The following is a 19,475-nucleotide window of genomic DNA, read 5'->3' as shown; positions in this document are numbered from 1 at the left end:
AGGGGCCCGACCTCAGCACCCTGTAACGGTGGTCGAAGCAGAAGTCCGGCTGACCCAGCCCGACTGAGTGGCATTAAGCCCGATACCCTGGGCTAATGAGTGTGCAAGCCCACGCCCGCAGCGTGCCGGCACCCGATCTGCGCCTGGAGGTGCACGATGCCGCCCGACGCGCCCGGGTGGCTGCCCGCGTTCTGGCCGCAACGCCCACGGTGGTCAAAGACCGCGCGTTGCACGCTGCGGCGGACGAGATCCTGGCCGACGTCGAGGCGATCCTCGCCGCCAATGCCGAGGACCTGGACGTCGCCGGGCGAGCCGGCACTCCGGCCGCGATGCTCGACCGGCTGGCATTGAGTCCGCAGCGGATCGACGGCATTGCCGCCGGTCTGCGTCAGGTCGCGGGACTGCCCGACCCGGTCGGCGAGGTGCTGCGCGGGTCCACCCTGCCCAATGGTTTGCAGCTGCGCCAGCAGCGGGTTCCGCTCGGCGTGGTCGGGATGATCTACGAGGGCCGCCCCAACGTCACGGTCGACGCGTTCGGTCTCACCCTGAAGTCCGGCAACGCGGCCCTGCTGCGCGGCAGCTCCTCAGCCGCGCGATCCAACGAGGCCCTGGTCACGGTGCTGCGTCGCGCGCTGGTCGGCCAGGGCCTGCCGGCCGACGCTGTCCAGCTGCTGTCCTCGGCCGACCGGGCCACCGTCACGCACCTCATCCAGGCGCGCGGCCTGGTGGACGTGGCCATCCCGCGCGGCGGCGCCGGACTCATCGAAGCGGTGGTGCGGGACGCGCAGGTTCCCACCATCGAGACCGGCGTCGGCAACTGTCACGTCTACGTCCACCACGCCGCCGACCTCGACGTCGCCGAGCGAATCCTGTTGAACTCCAAGACGCGCCGGCCCAGTGTCTGCAACGCCGCGGAGACCTTACTGGTCGACGCCGCGATCGCCGGGCAGGCGATGCCGCGGCTGCTCAGTGTCCTGCAGGACGCCGGCGTCACCGTGCATCTCGACGCCGGCGAGGAGGACCTGCGTCGGGAATATCTCGCGATGGACATCGCGGTGGCCGTGGTCGACGGTGTCGAGGGTGCCATCGCGCACATCAACGAGTTCGGCACCGGGCACACCGAAGCCATCGTGACCACCGATCTTGCTGCCGCGCAACGTTTTACCGAGCAGGTGGACGCCGCGGCGGTGATGGTGAACGCGTCGACCGCGTTCACCGACGGTGAGCAGTTCGGGTTCGGCGCCGAGATCGGCATCTCCACCCAGAAGCTGCACGCCCGCGGCCCGATGGGGTTGCCGGAGCTGACCTCGACCAAGTGGATTGTGTGGGGTGACGGCCACACCCGTCCGGCCTGAACCCTAGGAGTCATAGATGAGCGTGCCCGCGCGGCCCGTGCCGCTGTTCGCCGACATCGCCGACGTCTCGCGCCGGCTGGCCGAGACCGGTTACCTGCCCGACACCGCTACTGCCACTGCGGTTTTCCTGGCCGACCGGCTCGGCAAGCCGTTGTTGGTGGAGGGCCCGGCCGGGGTCGGCAAGACCGAACTGGCGCGGGCGATTGCGCAGGCGACCGACTCCGGTCTGGTCCGTCTGCAGTGCTACGAGGGCGTCGACGAGGCCCGCGCGCTGTACGAGTGGAACCACGCCAAGCAGATTCTGCGAATCCAGGCCGGCTCGGGTGACTGGCAGGCCACCAAGGACGACGTGTTCAGCGAGGAGTTCCTGCTGCAACGGCCGTTGCTGACGGCGATCCGCCGTACCGAACCCACGGTGTTGCTGATCGACGAAACCGACAAGGCGGACATCGAGATCGAAGGTCTGCTGCTGGAGGTGCTTTCAGACTTCGCGGTGACCGTCCCCGAACTCGGCACCATCACCGCGACGCGAACACCGTTGGTGGTGCTGACCTCCAACGCCACCCGCGAACTGTCCGAGGCCCTCAAACGTCGTTGTCTGTTCCTGCACATCGACTTTCCGACCCCGGAGCTGGAACGTCGGATCCTGCTGTCCCGGGTGCCCGAACTGCCGCAACACCTCGCCGAGGAACTGGTGCGCATCATCGGGGTGATGCGCGGGATGCAGCTCAAGAAGGTGCCGTCGATAGCCGAGACCATCGACTGGGGCCGCACGCTGCTGGCGCTGGGGATGGACACCATCGACGACGCGGTCGTCGCCGCCACCCTCGGGGTGGTACTCAAACACCAGTCCGACCAGCAGCGCGCGGCCGGAGAACTAAGGCTCAACTGATGGCTACCCGACGCATCCGGCCCAGCCGGCCACTCGCCCCACACGGGTTGCCCGGACACTTGGTCGGGTTCGTGGAAGCGCTTCGCGGCAGCGGGATTTCGGTGGGCCCGTCGGAGACGGTGGACGCCGGACGGGTGATGGCCACGCTGGGGTTGGGTGACCGTGAGGTGCTGCGCGAAGGGTTGGCGTGTGCGGTGTTGCGCCGACCGGAGCATCGGGAGACCTACGACGCCATGTTCGATCTGTGGTTTCCCGCCGCGCTGGGCGCCCGCGCCGTGGTCACTGAAGGTGACGGGTCCGAAGACCCGGACGCGCTGCCGCCCGACGATGTCGAGGCAATGCGCCAGTTGCTGCTGGACCTGCTCACCGAGCACCCTGAACTCGCCGACATGGACCAGCGGCTGGTGCAGATGATCGCAAGCATCGTGGAGGCCTACGGCAAATACAATTCCAGCCGCGGCCCGTCGTTTTCCTCCTACCAGGCGCTCAAGGCGATGGCGCTGGACGAGTTGGAGGGCAAGCTGCTGGCCGGGTTGCTCGCCCCCTACGGCGACGAGCCCACCCCGAGTCAGGAACAGATCGCCAAAGCGCTTGCTGCGCAGCGTATCACGCAGTTGCGCAAGATGGTCGACGCGGAGACCAAGCGTCGGACCGCCGAGCAACTGGGCCGGGAGCATGTGCAGATGTACGGCATTCCGCAGCTTTCCGAGAACGTCGAGTTCCTGCGCGCGTCGGGTGACCAGCTGCGCCAGATGCGCCGCGTGGTCGCGCCGCTCGCGCGCACCCTGGCGACCCGGCTGGCTGTGCGGCGGCGTCGCTCCCGCGCGGGATCGATCGACCTGCGCAAGACGCTGCGCAAGTCGATGTCCACCGGCGGCGTGCCGATCGACGTGGTGCTCAAGAAGCCCCGTCCAGCGCGCCCGGAACTGGTGGTGTTGTGCGACGTGTCCGGGTCGGTCGCCGGGTTCAGTCATTTCACGTTGTTGTTGGTTCATGCGCTGCGACAGCAGTTTTCCCGCGTCCGGGTGTTCGCCTTCATCGATACCACCGACGAGGTGACGCACATGTTCGGTCCGGAGGCCGATCTGGCGGTGGCTATTCAGCGGATCACCCGCGAGGCGGGTGTGTATGCCCGCGACGGGCACTCCGACTACGGCAATGCATTCGTCACATTCATGCAGGGCAACCCGAATGTGCTGTCGCCGCGCAGTTCGTTGTTGATCCTCGGCGACGGCCGCACCAACTACCGCAACCCGGCGGTGGACGTGCTCGACGACATGGTCACCGCCGCCCGGCATGCGCACTGGCTCAACCCGGAGCCCAAACACCTCTGGGGCAGCGGTGATTCGGCCGTACCGCGCTACCAGGACGTGATCACCATGCACGAATGCCGGTCGGCCAAGCAGCTGGCAGCCGTGATCGACCAGTTGCTGCCCGTCTGAGTTCAGCTGGTTTTGCGGAACACCAACCAGCGCATCTCGATCGGGCTGTTCTCGCGCTCGACGGGAAACACGTCCAATCCGCTGACCCACGCTGCATACCAACTGGTTTGCGGCCACCCACCGGGCGGCAGGTGGGCCTGCTCGTAGTCGTACACCGACTCGTCGGAGATCAGTTCGAGAGGCAGACCGGCCACTGCGTCGTCGAGTTCCTGGCGGGTGAAAATGCTGGTGTACGCCTGTTGCCCGAATTCACGTGTGGCACTGTCGAGTTCGAAACCGTTGCGGGTCAGGAATGCGTTGAACACCAACTGTGCGCCGGGAGCCAGGCATTCGGCGGCGAGCTCGAGCAGGCCGCGTAACTGCTGCGTGGTCCGGAAATCGGACACCACCTCGGACAGCGTGATCAGTTGATAGTCGCGCCGCAGGTCATCGGTGGTCTCGAAAACATTGCGCACGATGATGCGTACGTCGAGCTGTTCCTGACGCGCCTGCGTGCGGATGATTTCGGCGAACTTGGGCGTCAGCTCCACCACATCGACCGGATGCCCGCGCCGGGCCAGTGGCAGCGCGTTTCGTCCGGTGCCCGCACCGATTTCGAGTATCCGATGTGTGGTGGGATCGGTGGCTTCGCCGGCCAACGCCCAGACACGGGCGTCGGGCTGGGTGCCGAACAACGGTGGCTCGCGAGTGGCGATCCAGTTCTCGTAAGCCTCGGCCACGGTGAACCATCGAGCGTTGACCTGATAGTGCAGCGTCGGGCCGACGGGGGCGTTGTAGGAGATGACGATGTTCGAACGATGCGAGATGGAATAGGCCTCCGCCAGTTGGCCTTCCAGCACCTTGCGCAGATGGGCCAGCTCGTCTTCGTTGAATTCCCGTCCGACCCCGCTGAAGATCCGGCTGCACATCTGCACGTATTCCTCGAGCATGCTCGGAATAGCCGGCAGCGATATCTCACCGGTGACCACCGATCGGGTGTAGACCCGCTTGGTCATGGCGTCTCGCCACTGCTGCGCCTGATCTGTTGTTGGCAGCGAATTTTCCACAGACTCCTTGTACACGATTGAAGCTCCCGATGGGGCGCCATCGCACCAAAAGGACGTCTCGGTTCAGCTGAGCAACTCGATCTGCACATTCAATGCGCGGTAAACCTCCAGTGCCCGCCGGTCGCGGGTGGCGAGTGGTAGGCGGTGCTCATTGGCCGAGGCGCCGACCAGGGCGTCATACACGGTGCCGCCGGCGATGCCGATCGTTCCCAGATCGTCAAGCAGTGCGGTGGCCGCGCGCGCACCGAGATATCTGGTTTCCGGGAATGTCTGGGCGAGCAATCGTGCGACGGTCGCCGCGGTCCGGCGGGCCGGCGGCGGCAACCTGGTGAGCACCGAGAACGTTTCGAAAGCGGCATGTCCCGCCAACCCCAGGTCGCACCCGCGCAGCGCGCGGAAGGTCTGCTCGTGCTGGGCATGGTCGGCGACGACGAGCGCAACCGCGACGCTGGTGTCGACCAGCAGCGTGCCGGATCTAGCGCTGGCCGGCATCGCGCAGCGTCCGCACCACGGCGTCGTCGATGTCGGCCCCACCCGCCGGAATCACCAGACGGCCGTCCCGCTCCCCGAGCGACTCCCCGGCGACGGGTTCGACTCGCAGGGCCGCACCGTCGGCCGTCACCTCCACCTCGCCCGGTCGCAGGCCCAGCTGATCCCGCAATGGCTTAGGAATAACCAATCGACCTGCCTTGTCAATGGTTGCACGCATGCCTAGAGAATACCGTGACCGCTGCTCCAGTAAGCTGGCACACCATGCAAACGCGGCTGCGCAGGCTGGGAGTGATGGGTGGGACGTTCGATCCCATTCATTACGGCCACCTGGTCGCTGCCAGCGAGGTGGCCCATGCGTTCGCGCTCGACGAAGTGGTGTTCGTGCCCAGCGGCCAGCCGTGGCAGAAATCCCGCAATGTGTCCGCCGCTGAGGACCGGTATCTGATGACGGTGATCGCCACCGCATCCAACCCCCGCTTCTCGGTGAGCCGCGTCGACATCGACCGCGGCGGTCCCACCTACACCAAGGACACGCTGCGGGAACTGCGCACCCTGAACCCCGATGCCGAGCTGTACTTCATCACCGGAGCCGACGCGCTGGCCTCGATCCTGTCCTGGCAACGCTGGGAGGAACTGTTCGAGCTGGCGCGGTTCATCGGGGTCAGCCGGCCGGGCTACGAGCTGAGCCAGGACCACATCACCGGCGTGCTGAGCGATCTGCCGGAGGATGCGCTGACGCTGATCACCGTTCCTGCGCTGGCCATCTCGTCGACCGACTGCCGGGAGCGCGCCGCGCAGCGCCGGCCGCTGTGGTACCTGATGCCCGACGGCGTCGTGCAGTACGTCTCCAAGCGGCATCTCTACCGGGCACCCGAGGAAAGCGAGGACCCGGCCGCCCGCAGCCTGGCCGCCGGTAAAAGCACATGAGCGCAAATCAGGAAGCGATCGACATGGCCACGGTGGCCGCCCACGCTGCGGCCGCCAAGCTCGCCGACGACGTGCTGGTCATCGATGTCTCCGGCCAGCTGGTCATCACCGACTGCTTCGTGATCGCTTCGGCGTCCAACGAGCGCCAGGTCAATGCGATCGTCGACGAAGTGGAAGAGAAGATGCGCCAGGCCGGTCACAAACCGGCCCGCCGCGAGGGGGCGCGGGAAGGCCGCTGGACCCTGCTGGACTACCGCGACATCGTCGTGCACATCCAGCACCAGGACGACCGCAACTTCTATGCGCTGGACCGGCTATGGGCAGACTGCCCCGTGGTTCCGGTGGACCTGTCCGACCCGGAGGTGGACGCGCCATGACCGCGCGCCGGTTGGTGATGCTCCGACACGGGCAGACCGACTACAACCTGGGCAGCCGCATGCAGGGTCAGCTCGACACGGACCTGAGTGAGCTGGGCCGCGCTCAGGCGGTTGCGGCGGCAGAGGTGCTGGGCAAATTGCAGCCCCTGCTGATCGTGTCGTCGGACTTGCGCCGCGCCTATGACACCGCGACCAGCCTGGGGGAGCAGACCGGACTGCCGGTGCGGGTGGACGCGCGACTGCGCGAGACCCACCTCGGCGAGTGGCAGGGTATGACGCACAGCCAGATTGACGCCGACGTTCCGGGGGCCCGGCTGGCGTGGCGCGAAGACGCCCGCTGGGCACCGCACGGCGGGGAGAGCAGAGTCGACGTTGCCGCCCGCAGTGTGCCGCTGGTCGCGGAGTTGGTCGCCGGCGCGCCCGAGTGGGGGGATGCGGGCGCCCCGGAGCGCCCCGTGGTCCTGGTCGCGCACGGCGGCCTGATCGCCGCGCTGTCGGCGGCGCTGTTGAAGTTGCCGGTCGCCAACTGGCCGATCCTGGGTGGCATGGGCAACTGCAGTTGGGTGCAACTGTCCGGGCATTCCGAGGGTGGCGCCGGCTTCGACGAGATCGGGTGGCGGTTGGACGTGTGGAACGCCTCGGCGCAGGTGTCCAACGATGTCCTCTGAATACCGACCGGTCGGTAAACCGACCCTGTTGATCTTCGCCGACTCGCTGTCCTACTACGGGCCCGCCGGTGGTTTGCCAGCAGACGATCCGCGCATCTGGCCCAATATCGTTGCCGCTGAACTGGGTTGGGATGTCGACTTGATCGGGCGCATCGGGTGGACCTGTCGTGACGTGTGGTGGGCAGCGACTCAGGACCCCCGCTCCTGGGCTGCGCTGCCCCGGGCCGGCGCGGTGATCTTCGCTACCAGTGGGATGGACTCACTGCCGTCGGTGTGGCCGACCGCGTTGCGTGAGTTGATCCGGTACGTGCGCCCGCCCCGGTTGCGGCGCTGGGTCCGCGACGGATACGGCTGGCTCCAGCCACGGTTTTCGCCGGTGGCCAGGCCCGCCCTTCCTCCCCGGTTGACCGCCTATTACCTGGAAAAAACCCGCGGTGCAATCGATTTCAACCGGCCTGGCATTCCGATTGTGGCGTCGCTGCCGTCGGTGCACATCGCCGAGACATACGGCAAGGCGCACCACGGGCGCGCGGGAACCGTCGCAGCGATCACCGAATGGGCCCAACAGCATGATGTTCCGTTGGTGGACCTCAAAGCCGCTGTCGCGGATGAGATCATGAGCGGGCGAGGAAATCCCGACGGCATTCACTGGAACTTCGAAGCGCATCAGGCGGTCGCCGAACTGATGCTCAAGGCGCTGGCCGAAGCCGTGCAGAAGACTAGCGCGCCGAGCGAGAAATCCCGCCGACCGTGAGCCGCGCCGGTGACGATGCAGAGCGTAGCGATGGGAAGGAGCGGCGCCGGTGACCGTCGTCGTGGTCACTGACAGCTCGTCGCGGATTCCGGTCGATCTGCGCGACACGTGGGGTATCCGGGAGGTCCCGCTGCACATCCTGCTCGATGACGCCGACCTGCGTGACGGCGTGGACGACATCCCCGCCGACATCCACAAGCGCAACGCCACCACCGCGGCAGCGACTCCTGCTGAGCTCGGGGGCGCATACGAACAGGCGCTGGCCGACAGCGGCGGTGACGGCGTTGTGGCAGTGCATATTTCGTCGGGGTTGTCCGGAACCTACCGGGCCGCCGAACTCGTCGCCACCGACCTCGGACCGGCGGTACGGGTGATCGATTCCAAATCGACGGCAATGGGCACCGGATTCCTGGCGCTGGCCGCCGCGCGCGCCGCTGCGGCGGGCGAGGATCTGGCTGCCGTCGCCGCTGCCGCAGCGTCCGGGGTGTCGCTGACGCACGCCTATATGGTGGTGCACCGGCTGGACAATCTGCGCCGCAGCGGCCGGATCGGCGGTGCCAAGGCGTGGTTGGGCACCGCCCTGTCGCTCAAGCCACTGTTGCACATCGACGATGGAAATCTGGTTCTGGCACAACGGATCCGGACTACCCGGGGCGCTCTCACGGCGCTGGTCGATCAGGTGTGTGAATTGGTGGGGGAGCACCCGGCTGCGCTCGCGGTGCACCATGTCGCCAACCCGGCGGGCGCGCAGGACGTGGCGGCGGCGCTGGCCGAACGGCTACCGAAGTGTGAACCGGCGATCGTCACGCCGCTGGGTCCGGTGCTTGCGCTGCACGTCGGCGACGGAGCGATTGCGGTGTGTCTCCAACTGGCCGAATAGTTTTCGGCGCATCAGAAAGCCTTGGGCCGCAACAACTCAAGGGCGTTCCGGAACAGATCGAGGTCTACCGGGTCAGCACAGCCTGACCGGTTGCGAGGTCACGTCCGGGCGAAGGTGCGTCGGGCGTTGTCGCCGCGCGGATGCACCACTTGCGGCCACCAGAACCAGCGCCCGAGCAGCGTGGCGATCGACGGCATCAGCAAGGTGCGCACGATCAGAGTGTCCAGCAGCAGACCGATACAGACGGTGGACCCGAACTGGCCGAGCACTCGCAGGTCACTGCCCAGCATGGAAGCCATGGTGAACGCGAACACCAGTCCGGCCGCCGTCACCACTCCGCCGGTGCCGGCCATCGACCGGATGATCCCGGTTTTCAGCCCGGCGTGGATCTCCTCTTTGAACCGGGAGACCAGCAACAGGTTGTAGTCCGACCCGACGGCCAACAGGATGATCACCGACAACGCCATTACGATCCAGTGGATCCGGATGCCGAACAGGTCCTGCCAGATCAGCACCGACAACCCGAAGGACGCCGCGATGGAACTGGCCGCGGTTCCGACGATGACCATCGACGCAACCACACTGCGGGTGAGCAGCAGCATGATCATGAAGATCAGCGTCAGGGCCGACACCACGGCGATCATCAGGTCGTACTTGGCGCCGTCATGCATGTCCTTGAAGGTGGCGGCGGTACCACCGAGATATACCAGCGCATTCGACAGCGAGGACTGTTTGAGGCCTTCCTGCGCGGCCGTGCGCTCCGCATCCACCCGGGCAATGCCTTCGGGCGACATCGGATCACCCTGGTGGGTGATGAAGAAGCGTGCCGACTTTCCGTCCGGCGACAGGAACATCCGGAGGCCGGTCTGGAAGTCCGGGTTGTCGAACGCTTCCGGCGGCAGGTAGAACATGTCGTCGTTTTTGGCAGTGTCGAAACTCTGCCCCATCACAATCGCGGTGTCGCTCAGCGACTTCATCTGATCGAGCATGGCCTTGAACGTGGCCTGCATTGTCAGTGTCAACGCTTTCGTCGTCTTCATGGTGGTGATCATCGGCGGGATCAACACCAGCATCTGGTGGGTGGCCGCAGCGGTCCGCTGAATGTCCTTGGTCAGTTCGTCGAATTGTCCTGCGAGCTGGTCGAATCCGTCCAGCGACTCGAACAGTGACCGCAACGACCAACAGATCGGGATGTCGAAGCAGTGCTTCTCCCAGTAGAAGTAACTGCGGATCGGACGCCAGAAGTCGTCGAAGTCGGCGATGTGGTCGCGCAGTCGGTTGGTGATCTCGGCGGTTTCGGCCGTGGTCTTGGCGCTGTCGTCGGCGGCACTGGAGAGATCCTGCGTCACCTTGTACATGCGCTGCATCGTTTCGATCATGAACTGCATCTGGTCGGCCATCTTGGTGATGTCAGCCATTCGGTCCTGCAGGAAGGCCATGTTCTGCATCGTGGTCTGGCTCTGCATGCTGTTCTGAAAAGGTATGGAGCTGTGCTGGATTGGGATGCCCAGCGGTCTGGTGATGTCCTGCACCATCGCGATGCCCACGGTGCGCATCACGTTCTTGGCGACTCGGTCCAGCACCAGCATGTCGGCCGGGTTGCGCATGTCGTGGTCGGCCTCGACCATCAACATGTCGGGGTTCATCCGCGCCTCGGAGAAGTGCCGGTTCGCGGCCTCCTGGCCTTGGTTGGACGGGGCGGCGGTCGGCAGATAGAAACGGTCGTTGTAACTGGTCTTGAAGCTCGGCAACGCAACCATGCCGATCAGGACGACCGCGGTGCTGACCGCGAGAACCGGTGCGGGCCAACGCACCACCGCGGTGCCGACCCGTCGCCACATGCGTCCCTGCTTGGCTGCCCGCTTGGACTCGAACAGGTGCAGCTTGCTGCCCACGAAGACCACCGCGGGACCCAATGTGACGCCGGCCAGCACCACCACCAGCATCCCGATCGCCACCGGTGCACCCATGGTGTTGAACCAGGGGAGCCGCGCGAAACTCAGGCAGTAGGTGGCGCCCGCGATCGTCAAACCCGAGCCCAGCACCACGGGGGCCACGCCGCGAAATGTCGTGTAGTAGGCGGTTTCCCGGTCCTCACCGGCGCGCAGCGCTTCCTGATATCGCCCGACCAGGAAGATTCCGTAGTCGGTACCGGCGGCGATCGCGAGCATGGTGAGGATGTTCGCAGCGAACGTGGTGAGCCCGAATGCGTTGTGGTAGGCCAATACCGCGACGACGCCGCGCGCAGAAGCCAGTGCGACGAACGTCATGAACAACTGGACCAGCGTGGTGACGATGGACCGGTAGACCAGTAGCAGCATGATGGCGATCGCGCCCAGCGTGAACAGGGTGATCTTGGCCAGACTGGCGTTGCCTATCACATGCATGTCGTCGCTGAGCGCAGCCGGGCCGGTGACGTAGACCTTCAGCCCGGCCGGCACCGCGTTTTTATCGATGACCTTGCGTACCGCTTCCACCGATTCGTTGGCTTCGGTGGTGCCTTGATTGCCACCCAGATTCAACATCACGTAGGCGCCCTTGGCGTCGGCGCTCTGGGCGCCGGCCGCGGTCAGCCGGTCGCCCCAGAAGTCCTGGATGTGCTGAACGTGTTTGGGCTGCTCGCGAAGCTGACGAATCAGGTTGTCGTAGTAGCGGTGCGCCTCGTCGCCCAGCGGTCCCTGGCTCTCCAGCACGATCATCACGGTGCTGTTGGAGTCGAACTCCTTGAAGTTGTGGCCCAGGCGCATCATCGCTTTCATCGACGGCGCGTCCAGCGGGGTCATCGGGGCGGAATGCTGCTCGCCGACGACTTCCAGTGACGGGACGACGACGTTCACCAGCACCGTGACGAACACCCAGGCCAGGATGATCGGGATCGCGAAGAGGCGGATGGCGTGCGGGATGGCGGGGCGGTGCGGGCGGGCAGCGGGCGCGGTGGTGTCGGCGCGGTCCTGCACGTTGATCGGGCCGGTCGCCGCACCCCGGGTGTCTTCGAGGTTGCTCATGCGGACTTCACCAGGCAGAAGGTCTGCGGGTTGACGCCGTCGGAGTTCTTCTGCTCCTTGACGATTCCGTCCACGGTGATACGGCAGCCGATCTGGCTGCCGTCGGACTGGGCCATGATGTTGGCACTCACCGAGGGCAGCGTCGTCGAGATGGTGAACGACCACGGCAACGTCGCGGCATTGACCTGATGGGTGTTGGCGTCGGCGTCCCAATAGTTGATGTTGGCGGTAGCGCCGGGCGAGCCGTAGATGTCGTACGTGACGACCTTGGGGTTGAACTGCACGATCTCGATCCCGGCGCCGGCGTTGGCATTGAGATCCTGGGAGCCGAATATCTTGTGAAGCCGCGACACGGCCAGGCCCGCGACGGCGAGCACCACCACCAGGACCAACGGGATCCACGCTCGTTTGAGCAGGCGGGCAGCGGTACCTCCGAGCGAACCGGTCTTCAACGCCACCGCCCAGCCACCGCCTTCCGCACGCCGATCGCACGATGCAACATCTGATCGAAGAGCTTGCTTCCCGCCCGCCGGACATTGCCGAGGAGAATCTTTGCTCGGCTAAGTATGCTAACCCTTAGTGCACGCGAGCGTTCCTCGGGGTGGCCGCGACGTGTCCAACGGCACAGCCGGGGCGCGGCGGCGACAACCAACCCGGCAGTGACCCTAGCGTGCGAACCGGCCGGTGATGGGTGGCAGATCGGCGAGTGTGACGATGCCCGGTCTGGCGGCCACCACCGCCGGTACCGCATTGGTGACCGGCAGCGCGGTGTAGATCATGCCCAGGCCCATGAACCCGGGTTCTTTCCAGTCCCGTGGCGGCAGACAGTGCAGCACCGTACGCATGTTGGGCAACCCGAACACCTGAATGACGTGCCCGTGCTCCAGAGGCTTGGGCGGAACCACGTGGTCGCCCATGGTCCAGTTGAACCCGACGCTGACCACGTTGCGCTCGCCCTCCCAGCCACGGTGGTAGCCGTGTACGCCGGCGACGGTCCCGGCGGGGATGGTCATGAAACCCAGATCGCTGTCGCCGGTCGCGGCGGTGAACGTGACGTCGAAGGTCATCCGGTCCAGCCGCGCGCCGATCGCGTCGGCCATCATCGCGGCGGATTCGGCGAACACTTCGCTTTCCCGCCGCACGCTCTCGGCCAATCCCGGCGTGTCGGGGAGTTGCGAGAAGCCCATCGCGGTCTGGGTTCCGGCCGACTCGTAGGTCGAACAGTCCACCGACTCGGTGATGCGAATCTCATCCACCCGCTCGCAGGACCCGCTGAGCACCATCGCGACCATGTTCGTCATGCCCGGGTGCGCGCCGCTACCGAAGATCGTCGAGTTGCCGCGCTGGCAGGCTTGCAGAATGCGCTCGCGGTCCTGCGGTGTCTGTTTGCCACCGGTGATCCACGCCGCGCTGGAGCACACGTTCACCCCCGACTCCAGTAGCCGCTCCAACTCATCGATGTTGGGCCACAACGGGTTATAGCAACAGGCGTCGGCACCGAGCGCGAGCAGCGCGTCGATGTCGTTGGTGGCCTGGATGCCCGTGGGTTTCGGCCAGCCCGACAGATCGGCGGCATCGACACCGACTTTGTCGGCGCCGTGCGCGTAGACCCCGACCAGTTCCAGGTCGGGCCTGCCGATGATGGCGTGCAACGAACGCCGCCCGATGTTGCCAGTCGTCCACTGGATCACCCGCAGGGGACGGTCAGTCATCGGGTTCTCCTTTGCACGCGCCTGCTCAGTGGTGGCCCTGACCCAACACGGCCAGCGCCCCGGAGAGTATCTGCGACATCGGATCCGCGCCGCCACCGAAGGTGGCCTGGGTGGCCGGGGCGGTGACGGCCGCGGGGTCGAACCCACGCACCGGGTCCACCTGGATCGGAGCGGTCAGCGGATCGTCGTTGCGCGAATACGCGGCGTTGACCATCGGGGTCAGTTCGGCGTCCATCTGACTGAGCAGTTCGTCCGGCACCCCGAGGTAGCCCAGTGGCAGGATCAGCGGCAGATGCCGCTCGGGGATCAGGTATGTCGTTGTCTTGGCGCCCCGGGAGTTGACCGTGGTGCGGATGTTCTGCGGCGGCACCATGCTGGGGTTGGTGAAGGCGACCGCGGTGTGCCCGGTGGCCAGGCCCACCAGCGTGTTGGCCAGGGCCAGCAAGTTGTCCGGCCGGTCCGGGAAGTCGGCGATCGAGTCGTAGGCGGAGACGAAAACGCTTGTGTCGTATTGGCTTTCCACCGGCGGCGGGATGGTGTAGTCCAACGCGGGTACCACCGACCCGACCGGGAACATCGCGGTCAGGAAACTCTGCCCGAAGGCGTGCCGCGCGACCGGGTCGCCGAAAGTGGCAAACGTCAACTGGTCCGGCGGGGGAGCAGTCGGATCGTTGGCGAGCCGGGCCTGCACGGCGTTGAGGACAAGTGAACCCTCGGACAGTCCGATCGCGGTGCCCGGGCCGCCGGCGCGGATCGCCGAGTAGAGATTGTCCTCACCGACCACCACCGACTCGCCGACACTCGGACCGTCCGCACCAAGGCCGGGAAAGGACTCGTCCAATTGGCCGATGCCCGGGAAGATCCGGCCCAGTACGTGGCCCTGTACCTGACCGGCCGGGTAATTGACGATCTGGCGTCGCAGACCCGGGAACCATTCGTCGCCTTCGCGACGGATGTACTCGTCGTACGGGATGCCCAGCACGTGGGCGCCACCCAGTGCGTAGGCGTTACCACCGGGGGTCGGCGGGTCGGCGGGTGGTTCGTCGGCATTTGCCAGGCCGACGCCGAAATATCCTGTGGCGCAGACGGTTACCAGCGCGGTGACCCCTGCGAGCAGTTTCTTCATCGGCATACCCCGCCCGTCCGGCTCAGTCCCGTAGTTGTGCATACACCCGCTCCTAGTCGACCCGCTCGCCCGGTGACTCCCGCGACCTGAGCCGGGACGGCCACCAACTCGCCGCTCCGACCAGGGTAGCGATGGCGGGCACCGTCACGGTGCGCACCAGGAAGGTGTCCAGCAGGATCCCGACACCGATCACGAATCCGGCCTGGATCACCGTGCCGATGCTGGAGAACAGCAGACCGAACATCGACGCGGCGAAGATCAGACCGGCCGCGGTGATCACGCCGCCGGTCGAGGTCAAGGTGCGGATCACGCCGTAGCGCATGCCGTGCGGCGACTCGTCGCGCATCCGGGAGACGAACAGCATGTTGTAGTCGGCCCCCACCGCGACCAGCACCACGAACGCCAACGGCGGAACGCTCCAGTGCAAGTGCTGACCGAGCAGAAATTGGAACACCACAACGCCGATGCCCACCGCCGACAGGTAGGAGATGATCACCGAACCGACCAGATACAGCGGCGCGACCACCGCGCGCAGCAACGCCATCAGGGTCAGCAGCACGACGAGGATGGTGACCACGATGATGTAGCGGATGTCGCGCTCGTAGTAGTTGCGGGTGTCGCGCAAGGTGACGGGATATCCGGCCATCGATATCGAAGCGTCCGCCAGAGCGGTGTTCGGCTGGGCGCTTCGCGCTGCGTCGGTGATCGCGTTGACCTGGTCCATCGCCTCGGCGCCGAACGGATTGAGTTTGGTCTGCACCAGGTAGCGCACCGAGCGACCGTCGGGCGAGATGAACATCTTGGCGGCCTTCTTGAACTCCTCCAGATGCAGCAGCTGGGCCGGAATGTTGAATCCCGCCATCGACGGATCGGCTGCTTCGTTCTTCATCGCCAACAGGAACGCCGACGCCTCCCCGAGCCCGTCACCCAGCTGTCGGACCTGGTCGACCAGTTGTTCCACGCCGTCGGCCAGCTGGCGGCTACCCCCGGCGAACCGGTCGGCGCCCTGTTGCAGATTGGTCAGGCCCGACTGCAGGCCGCCGGGCTGGTCCAGTCCCAATGAGTGCATCGCTCGGGTGAAGCCGGTGAGGACGGCGCGCAGCCGGTCCACCGAAGCGTTCAGGGTCTGCCGGTCCTGGAACGTCTGCAGCTGTCCGGCCAGCTCGTTGATCTGGTCGAGGCTGCCGTCCCCACGTGCCCCGACCAGTCGTTGGAACTGGACGCGGGTGTCACTGCAGGAGAGGTCGGCGTCGCAGACCGGGTTGTTCTGCAATGCCGCCAATACCGGCCCGATCCAGGCGAACATGTCCCGGACGGCGCTGAAGTTCACTCCCATCGAGTTGCCCAGGGCGTTGATGCTGTTGACCAGCTTGGCCGCGGTCACTACCTCCCGCACCAGCTTCTCGCCGCCGTACTGCGTTTTCATGGAGGCGAACGCATCGGTCAGACCCTGCATGCTGGCCACCATCTGGCTGACCTGGCCGCGCACGTCGCCGAGGTTGGCGGCCAGCGTATTGGCGCCGCTGACCAACTTGCTCAGGTCGTCGTTGTGGTCGTTGATCACGTCGGACGCGCCGCCGAGTCGGGCGCCGACGGCACCCGCCTGGTAGGTGGCGCGGAACTCCTGCGGCACCACGCCGGTGGGCCGGGTGATGCCGCTGACCCTGGCGATGTCGGGCAACTGACTGACCCGGTCCGCCATCTGTTCCAAGTCGGCGAGCGCCTTCGGGGTGCGCAAGTCGTGCGGCGACTGGATCAGGATGTATTCAGGGACGGACTGGTTCACCGGGAAGTGGCGTTCCAGCGCGGCGTACCCGATCGAACTCGGGGCCGACGCCGGCACCACCTTGCGGTCGTCGTAGTTGTAGCGCACCAGGGCTGCGCAGCTCGCCAGCGCGATCAGCACCAGGACGCTGCCCACCAGATGGGCGGTCGGACGGCGCACAATGCGGATTCCCGACCGCCGCCAGAACCGGGCGGTGAGATCGCGCCGGGGCCGGACCCAGCCACGTGGTCCGGCGATCACCAGAATGGCCGGCAACAAGGTCACCGCGGCCAGAAACGCCACGCCGATCCCGATCGCTGAGGACGCACCGACCGTCGAGAACACCCCCATCCGGGCGAAACTGATGCCGAGGAAGGTGACGCCCACCGTGGCGGCGGACGCGGCGATCACTTTCCCGATGGAGATCAAGGCCCGGCGCACCGCGTCGTCGAAATCGGCGCCGTCCCTCAGATAGTCGTGATATCGGCTGATCAGGAAGACGGCGTAGTCCGTGCCGGCGCCGGCGATCATCGCGCTCAGAAACACGATGGACTGGTTCGACACGCCGAACCCGGTCAGCTGGGAGAACCCGGCCACCAGGCATTGCGCGACGAGCAGCGACATCCCGATCGCCGTCAACGGCAGCAACATGGTGACCGGGTTGCGGTAGACGAGTAGCAGGACGGCGAGCACCAGGACCCCGATGGCGATCTCGATCGGCAGTCTGTCGTGGTCGCCGGCGGCGGTGAGATCGGCGACGGTGGCTGCCGGCCCGGTCAGGTTGGCGGTCAGCGGCGTTCCGGCGACGTTGTGTTTGACGACGTTGGAGACGCGTCCGAACGCGGCGTAGGACCGGGGTGTGCCCAGCTCGCCGGCCAGTCCGACCGGCAGCACCCACGACTTGTTGTCTTTGCTGGTCAAGACCGGCCGCAGCGGCGGGGTGCCGATGAAGTCCTGCACCATCACGACATCTCTGGTGTCGCCGCGCAAATCCGCCACCAGCTTGCGGTAGACGGCTTCGTCGGCCGGTCCCAGCCCGCGGTCGTTGGTCAGGACCACCAGCAGTAAATTCTCCGAGCTGGACTCGTGAAACGCTTCGGTCATCTTGCGGGCGGTGACGGCCGACGGCGCGTCGCTGGGCAGGATGGACAGCGGATGTTTCTGGGACATCTCGTTGAGCGACGGCATCGTCAGCGGCAGGGCGACGGCGATCGCAACCCACAGCCCGATCACCAGCCAGGGCCAGCGCACCACTACATCGGCTAGCCGTCGCACTGCGTCCCCACCTCCGGTCCCAGCGTGCGCCCCCCAGCGACACTCGTTGTCCCACTTGCCATTCCGCGCGAAACGGCGCACCGCGCCGGATCGGAGACCGGGCATTTCGGGACAGCGCTATCCATCGAACTACCCCACACTACGCAACGCGGCCCCAATCACCGCTCTCAGCAACTCGGGTGCACACCGACTTCATCGCCTGCAGGTAGCGGGCGACGGACTTCTGCGCGACCGGGTTGTCGGGGAACATCACCGCCATCGAAGTGCCCTGCCCGTACCGGAATATGTAGATGGTCAGTTGATAGGAATACCGGCCGTCGGAGTAGATCCCGATGTTGTCGGCATAACCCATGTCGGCGGCGGCCAACACGGCGTTGAGCGGAGCCGCGTCGCCGTGCAGAAAATTCGAGACCGGGAAATTCGGCCGGGGCCAGTTGAGCCAAGGGGCCAACTCCAGCACCCGGTAGAACGGGACCTTCGCCATGTCCAGGCCCGAGTCGAAGGAATTCTGCGCGGCCCACGCCGCGTCCCCGAACGATGCCGCGGCGATCGGAATGGTGATCGGGACCAAGCCGGTGAACCAGCCCTGGGTCATGAAATTCTCCGACGTGCGGCGGGTATCGCGCGGGGTCAGGCCGTAGTAGGTCAGGGCACCGGTGAACTCATGTTCGACCAGGGCCATGCAGGCGAACAGGCCGCCGATGAACCGGGCGCCGGCACCGTCGCACGCGGATTCGAATTGGGCCGTCTGCTCCGGGTCCATCAGTTGGAGGGTGACCATGTCGCTGTCGGACGGCTTGCGCGGATTGCCCAGCGGAAGCGGGAATTCGGGAAAGCCGCCGCCGTTGTTCTCGGCGAAGTCGATCCAGGCGCGCACCTGTGGCGAATCCTCGGTCAACTGCGCGGTGAAGTCACGCTGCTGGACGCAGAAGTCGTCGTAGCTGCCGGTCTCGGGCAAGGCGAGCGGTCCGTTGCCGGCGGTCAGCGACTGATACATCGCGTGAGATTCCAGCATGGTGATGCCGATCAGCGTCGCGTCCCCGTGGACGTGATCGATGCTGGCATAGAAGGTGAACTGGTCGTCACTCTGCACGATGCCGAAGCTGAAGCAACCCCATTCCAGGGGATTCGGTGTGGAGATCACATGCCGCCGAATCTCGTCGGCATCCATTTGACCGTGATTGACCGGAGCGAATTCGATGTCCGTCGGATCGGCGAGGGTGTGGCGGACCAGATCACCGGTGTCGGTGCATTCGAACCAGCTGCGGTAGGTGTCGTGGCGGCGCAGGTAGGCGTTGAGTGCTCGATCCATGATGTCGATATCGCAGTGACCGGGAACCTCGCAGCCGGCGAGTATGAGCCGGGAAAAGTCGAGTCCAGCGGAGGTGCGCTCGTGATAATTCCGCAGATGCTGGGCCTGCATGTAGCTGACCGGAACCGAACTGACCGGAGCCTGCCGTGCCTTTTCCCGCGCTGCATCGGTCGGGTGCCAGGAGATAACCGTCCCGGGCCGAAAGCTCCATTGATTGATGGTGCCGATCGTGATTTTCCCGATGCGCAATATTTCCTCCCGGGTCTGCGCTACCCCGGTGCGGCCGCGCTGTTACCCAGATCAACATAACCGTTCCCCGATGGCACCGGTGAGCACGGCCGGAACGGGGTCGCAACCTGTGACCTTGCTTAGTCGCGGCGTGGCGGATCCGCTCGCTTGCCATACTGGGCGCGGGAAGGGTGCGGCTGCAGCGCAACCGGGCCGGCC

General features: G+C 66.0%; 17 protein-coding genes. 8 read left to right on the top strand and 9 right to left on the bottom strand.

The genetic code is table 11. The features are described 5' to 3' along the window. The first annotated feature begins 95 nt into the window (after window positions 1-95). From ACZYZ9_RS03790 to ACZYZ9_RS03780, 3 genes are read left to right on the top strand one after another with little or no spacing between them, the layout of a single operon-like run. Window positions 96-1,355, top strand: coding sequence for a glutamate-5-semialdehyde dehydrogenase (locus ACZYZ9_RS03790; RefSeq protein WP_463824841.1), 1,260 nt, complete (start codon window positions 96-98; stop codon window positions 1,353-1,355). A gap of 16 nt (window positions 1,356-1,371) precedes the next feature. After that, entirely contained in the window at window positions 1,372-2,247 is an 876-nt protein-coding gene (locus ACZYZ9_RS03785; protein ID WP_463824840.1) for an AAA family ATPase, read from the top strand. Then, window positions 2,247-3,689, top strand: a complete 1,443-nt coding sequence (locus tag ACZYZ9_RS03780; RefSeq protein ID WP_463824839.1) for a vWA domain-containing protein — start codon at window positions 2,247-2,249, stop codon at window positions 3,687-3,689. The genes ACZYZ9_RS03785 and ACZYZ9_RS03780 overlap by 1 nt, the downstream gene beginning before the upstream one ends. 2 nt (window positions 3,690-3,691) lie before the next feature. On the opposite strand, the gene ACZYZ9_RS03775 is transcribed toward ACZYZ9_RS03780, so the two are convergent. From ACZYZ9_RS03775 to ACZYZ9_RS03765, 3 genes are all read right to left on the bottom strand, one after another. Next, window positions 3,692-4,684: a class I SAM-dependent methyltransferase gene (locus ACZYZ9_RS03775; RefSeq protein ID WP_463824945.1), complete on the bottom strand. Its 993-nt coding sequence runs from the start codon at window positions 4,682-4,684 to the stop codon at window positions 3,692-3,694. Window positions 4,685-4,798: 114 nt separating this feature from the next. Beyond that, the gene (locus tag ACZYZ9_RS03770; RefSeq protein WP_463824838.1) at window positions 4,799-5,227 is read right to left on the bottom strand and encodes a PIN domain-containing protein; all 429 of its coding nucleotides are present in this window, start codon (window positions 5,225-5,227) and stop codon (window positions 4,799-4,801) included. Then, window positions 5,211-5,444 carry an AbrB/MazE/SpoVT family DNA-binding domain-containing protein gene (locus ACZYZ9_RS03765; RefSeq protein WP_463824837.1) on the bottom strand — a complete coding sequence of 78 codons (234 nt, stop codon included), beginning with the start codon at window positions 5,442-5,444 and terminating at the stop codon, window positions 5,211-5,213. The genes ACZYZ9_RS03770 and ACZYZ9_RS03765 overlap by 17 nt, the downstream gene beginning before the upstream one ends. Before the next feature lie 44 nt (window positions 5,445-5,488). Between ACZYZ9_RS03765 and nadD the strand changes: the two genes are divergently transcribed. From nadD to ACZYZ9_RS03740, 5 genes are read left to right on the top strand one after another with little or no spacing between them, the layout of a single operon-like run. Further along, window positions 5,489-6,154 (top strand): nicotinate-nucleotide adenylyltransferase, encoded by a 666-nt coding sequence (nadD, locus tag ACZYZ9_RS03760; RefSeq protein ID WP_463824836.1) that lies wholly within the window; start codon window positions 5,489-5,491, stop codon window positions 6,152-6,154. Further along, window positions 6,151-6,531, top strand: a complete 381-nt coding sequence (gene rsfS / locus ACZYZ9_RS03755; protein ID WP_463824835.1) for a ribosome silencing factor — start codon at window positions 6,151-6,153, stop codon at window positions 6,529-6,531. Before nadD ends, rsfS begins: the two co-directional genes overlap by 4 nt. Further along, window positions 6,528-7,199 (top strand): glucosyl-3-phosphoglycerate phosphatase, encoded by a 672-nt coding sequence (gene gpgP, locus ACZYZ9_RS03750; RefSeq protein WP_463824834.1) that lies wholly within the window; start codon window positions 6,528-6,530, stop codon window positions 7,197-7,199. Before rsfS ends, gpgP begins: the two co-directional genes overlap by 4 nt. Further along, window positions 7,189-7,953 (top strand): diglucosylglycerate octanoyltransferase, encoded by a 765-nt coding sequence (gene octT / locus ACZYZ9_RS03745; RefSeq protein ID WP_463824833.1) that lies wholly within the window; start codon window positions 7,189-7,191, stop codon window positions 7,951-7,953. Before gpgP ends, octT begins: the two co-directional genes overlap by 11 nt. A 49-nt stretch (window positions 7,954-8,002) precedes the next feature. Next, window positions 8,003-8,833 carry a DegV family protein gene (locus tag ACZYZ9_RS03740; protein ID WP_463824832.1) on the top strand — a complete coding sequence of 277 codons (831 nt, stop codon included), beginning with the start codon at window positions 8,003-8,005 and terminating at the stop codon, window positions 8,831-8,833. Window positions 8,834-8,931: 98 nt separating this feature from the next. Here the strand turns inward: ACZYZ9_RS03740 and ACZYZ9_RS03735 are convergent, their stop codons facing one another. The 6 genes from ACZYZ9_RS03735 to ACZYZ9_RS03710 all read right to left on the bottom strand — a co-directional run bounded on the left by ACZYZ9_RS03735 (window position 8,932) and on the right by ACZYZ9_RS03710 (window position 19,277). Continuing rightward, window positions 8,932-11,838 carry an MMPL/RND family transporter gene (locus ACZYZ9_RS03735; RefSeq protein ID WP_463824831.1) on the bottom strand — a complete coding sequence of 969 codons (2,907 nt, stop codon included), beginning with the start codon at window positions 11,836-11,838 and terminating at the stop codon, window positions 8,932-8,934. After that, window positions 11,835-12,254: an MmpS family transport accessory protein gene (locus tag ACZYZ9_RS03730; RefSeq protein ID WP_463824944.1), complete on the bottom strand. Its 420-nt coding sequence runs from the start codon at window positions 12,252-12,254 to the stop codon at window positions 11,835-11,837. Before ACZYZ9_RS03730 ends, ACZYZ9_RS03735 begins: the two co-directional genes overlap by 4 nt. Before the next feature lie 249 nt (window positions 12,255-12,503). Beyond that, complete coding sequence (locus ACZYZ9_RS03725; protein ID WP_463824830.1) at window positions 12,504-13,550, bottom strand: NAD(P)H-dependent amine dehydrogenase family protein; 1,047 nt, start codon at window positions 13,548-13,550, stop codon at window positions 12,504-12,506. A 25-nt stretch (window positions 13,551-13,575) separates the two neighbouring features. Then, window positions 13,576-14,676, bottom strand: a complete 1,101-nt coding sequence (pe, locus tag ACZYZ9_RS03720; RefSeq protein ID WP_463824943.1) for an acyltransferase PE — start codon at window positions 14,674-14,676, stop codon at window positions 13,576-13,578. A gap of 52 nt (window positions 14,677-14,728) precedes the next feature. Then, on the bottom strand, window positions 14,729-17,716 hold the full coding sequence (locus ACZYZ9_RS03715; protein ID WP_463824829.1) for an MMPL/RND family transporter: 2,988 nt from the start codon (window positions 17,714-17,716) through the stop codon (window positions 14,729-14,731). 139 nt (window positions 17,717-17,855) lie between these two features. Continuing rightward, entirely contained in the window at window positions 17,856-19,277 is a 1,422-nt protein-coding gene (locus ACZYZ9_RS03710; RefSeq protein WP_463824828.1) for a condensation domain-containing protein, read from the bottom strand. Window positions 19,278-19,475: the final 198 nt, after the last annotated feature.

It is taken from the genome of Mycobacterium sp. IDUB_28, assembly GCF_055419285.1.
Note: the sequence above shows the minus strand (reverse complement) of the source record. Positions and strands in the feature narration are given on the sequence as shown.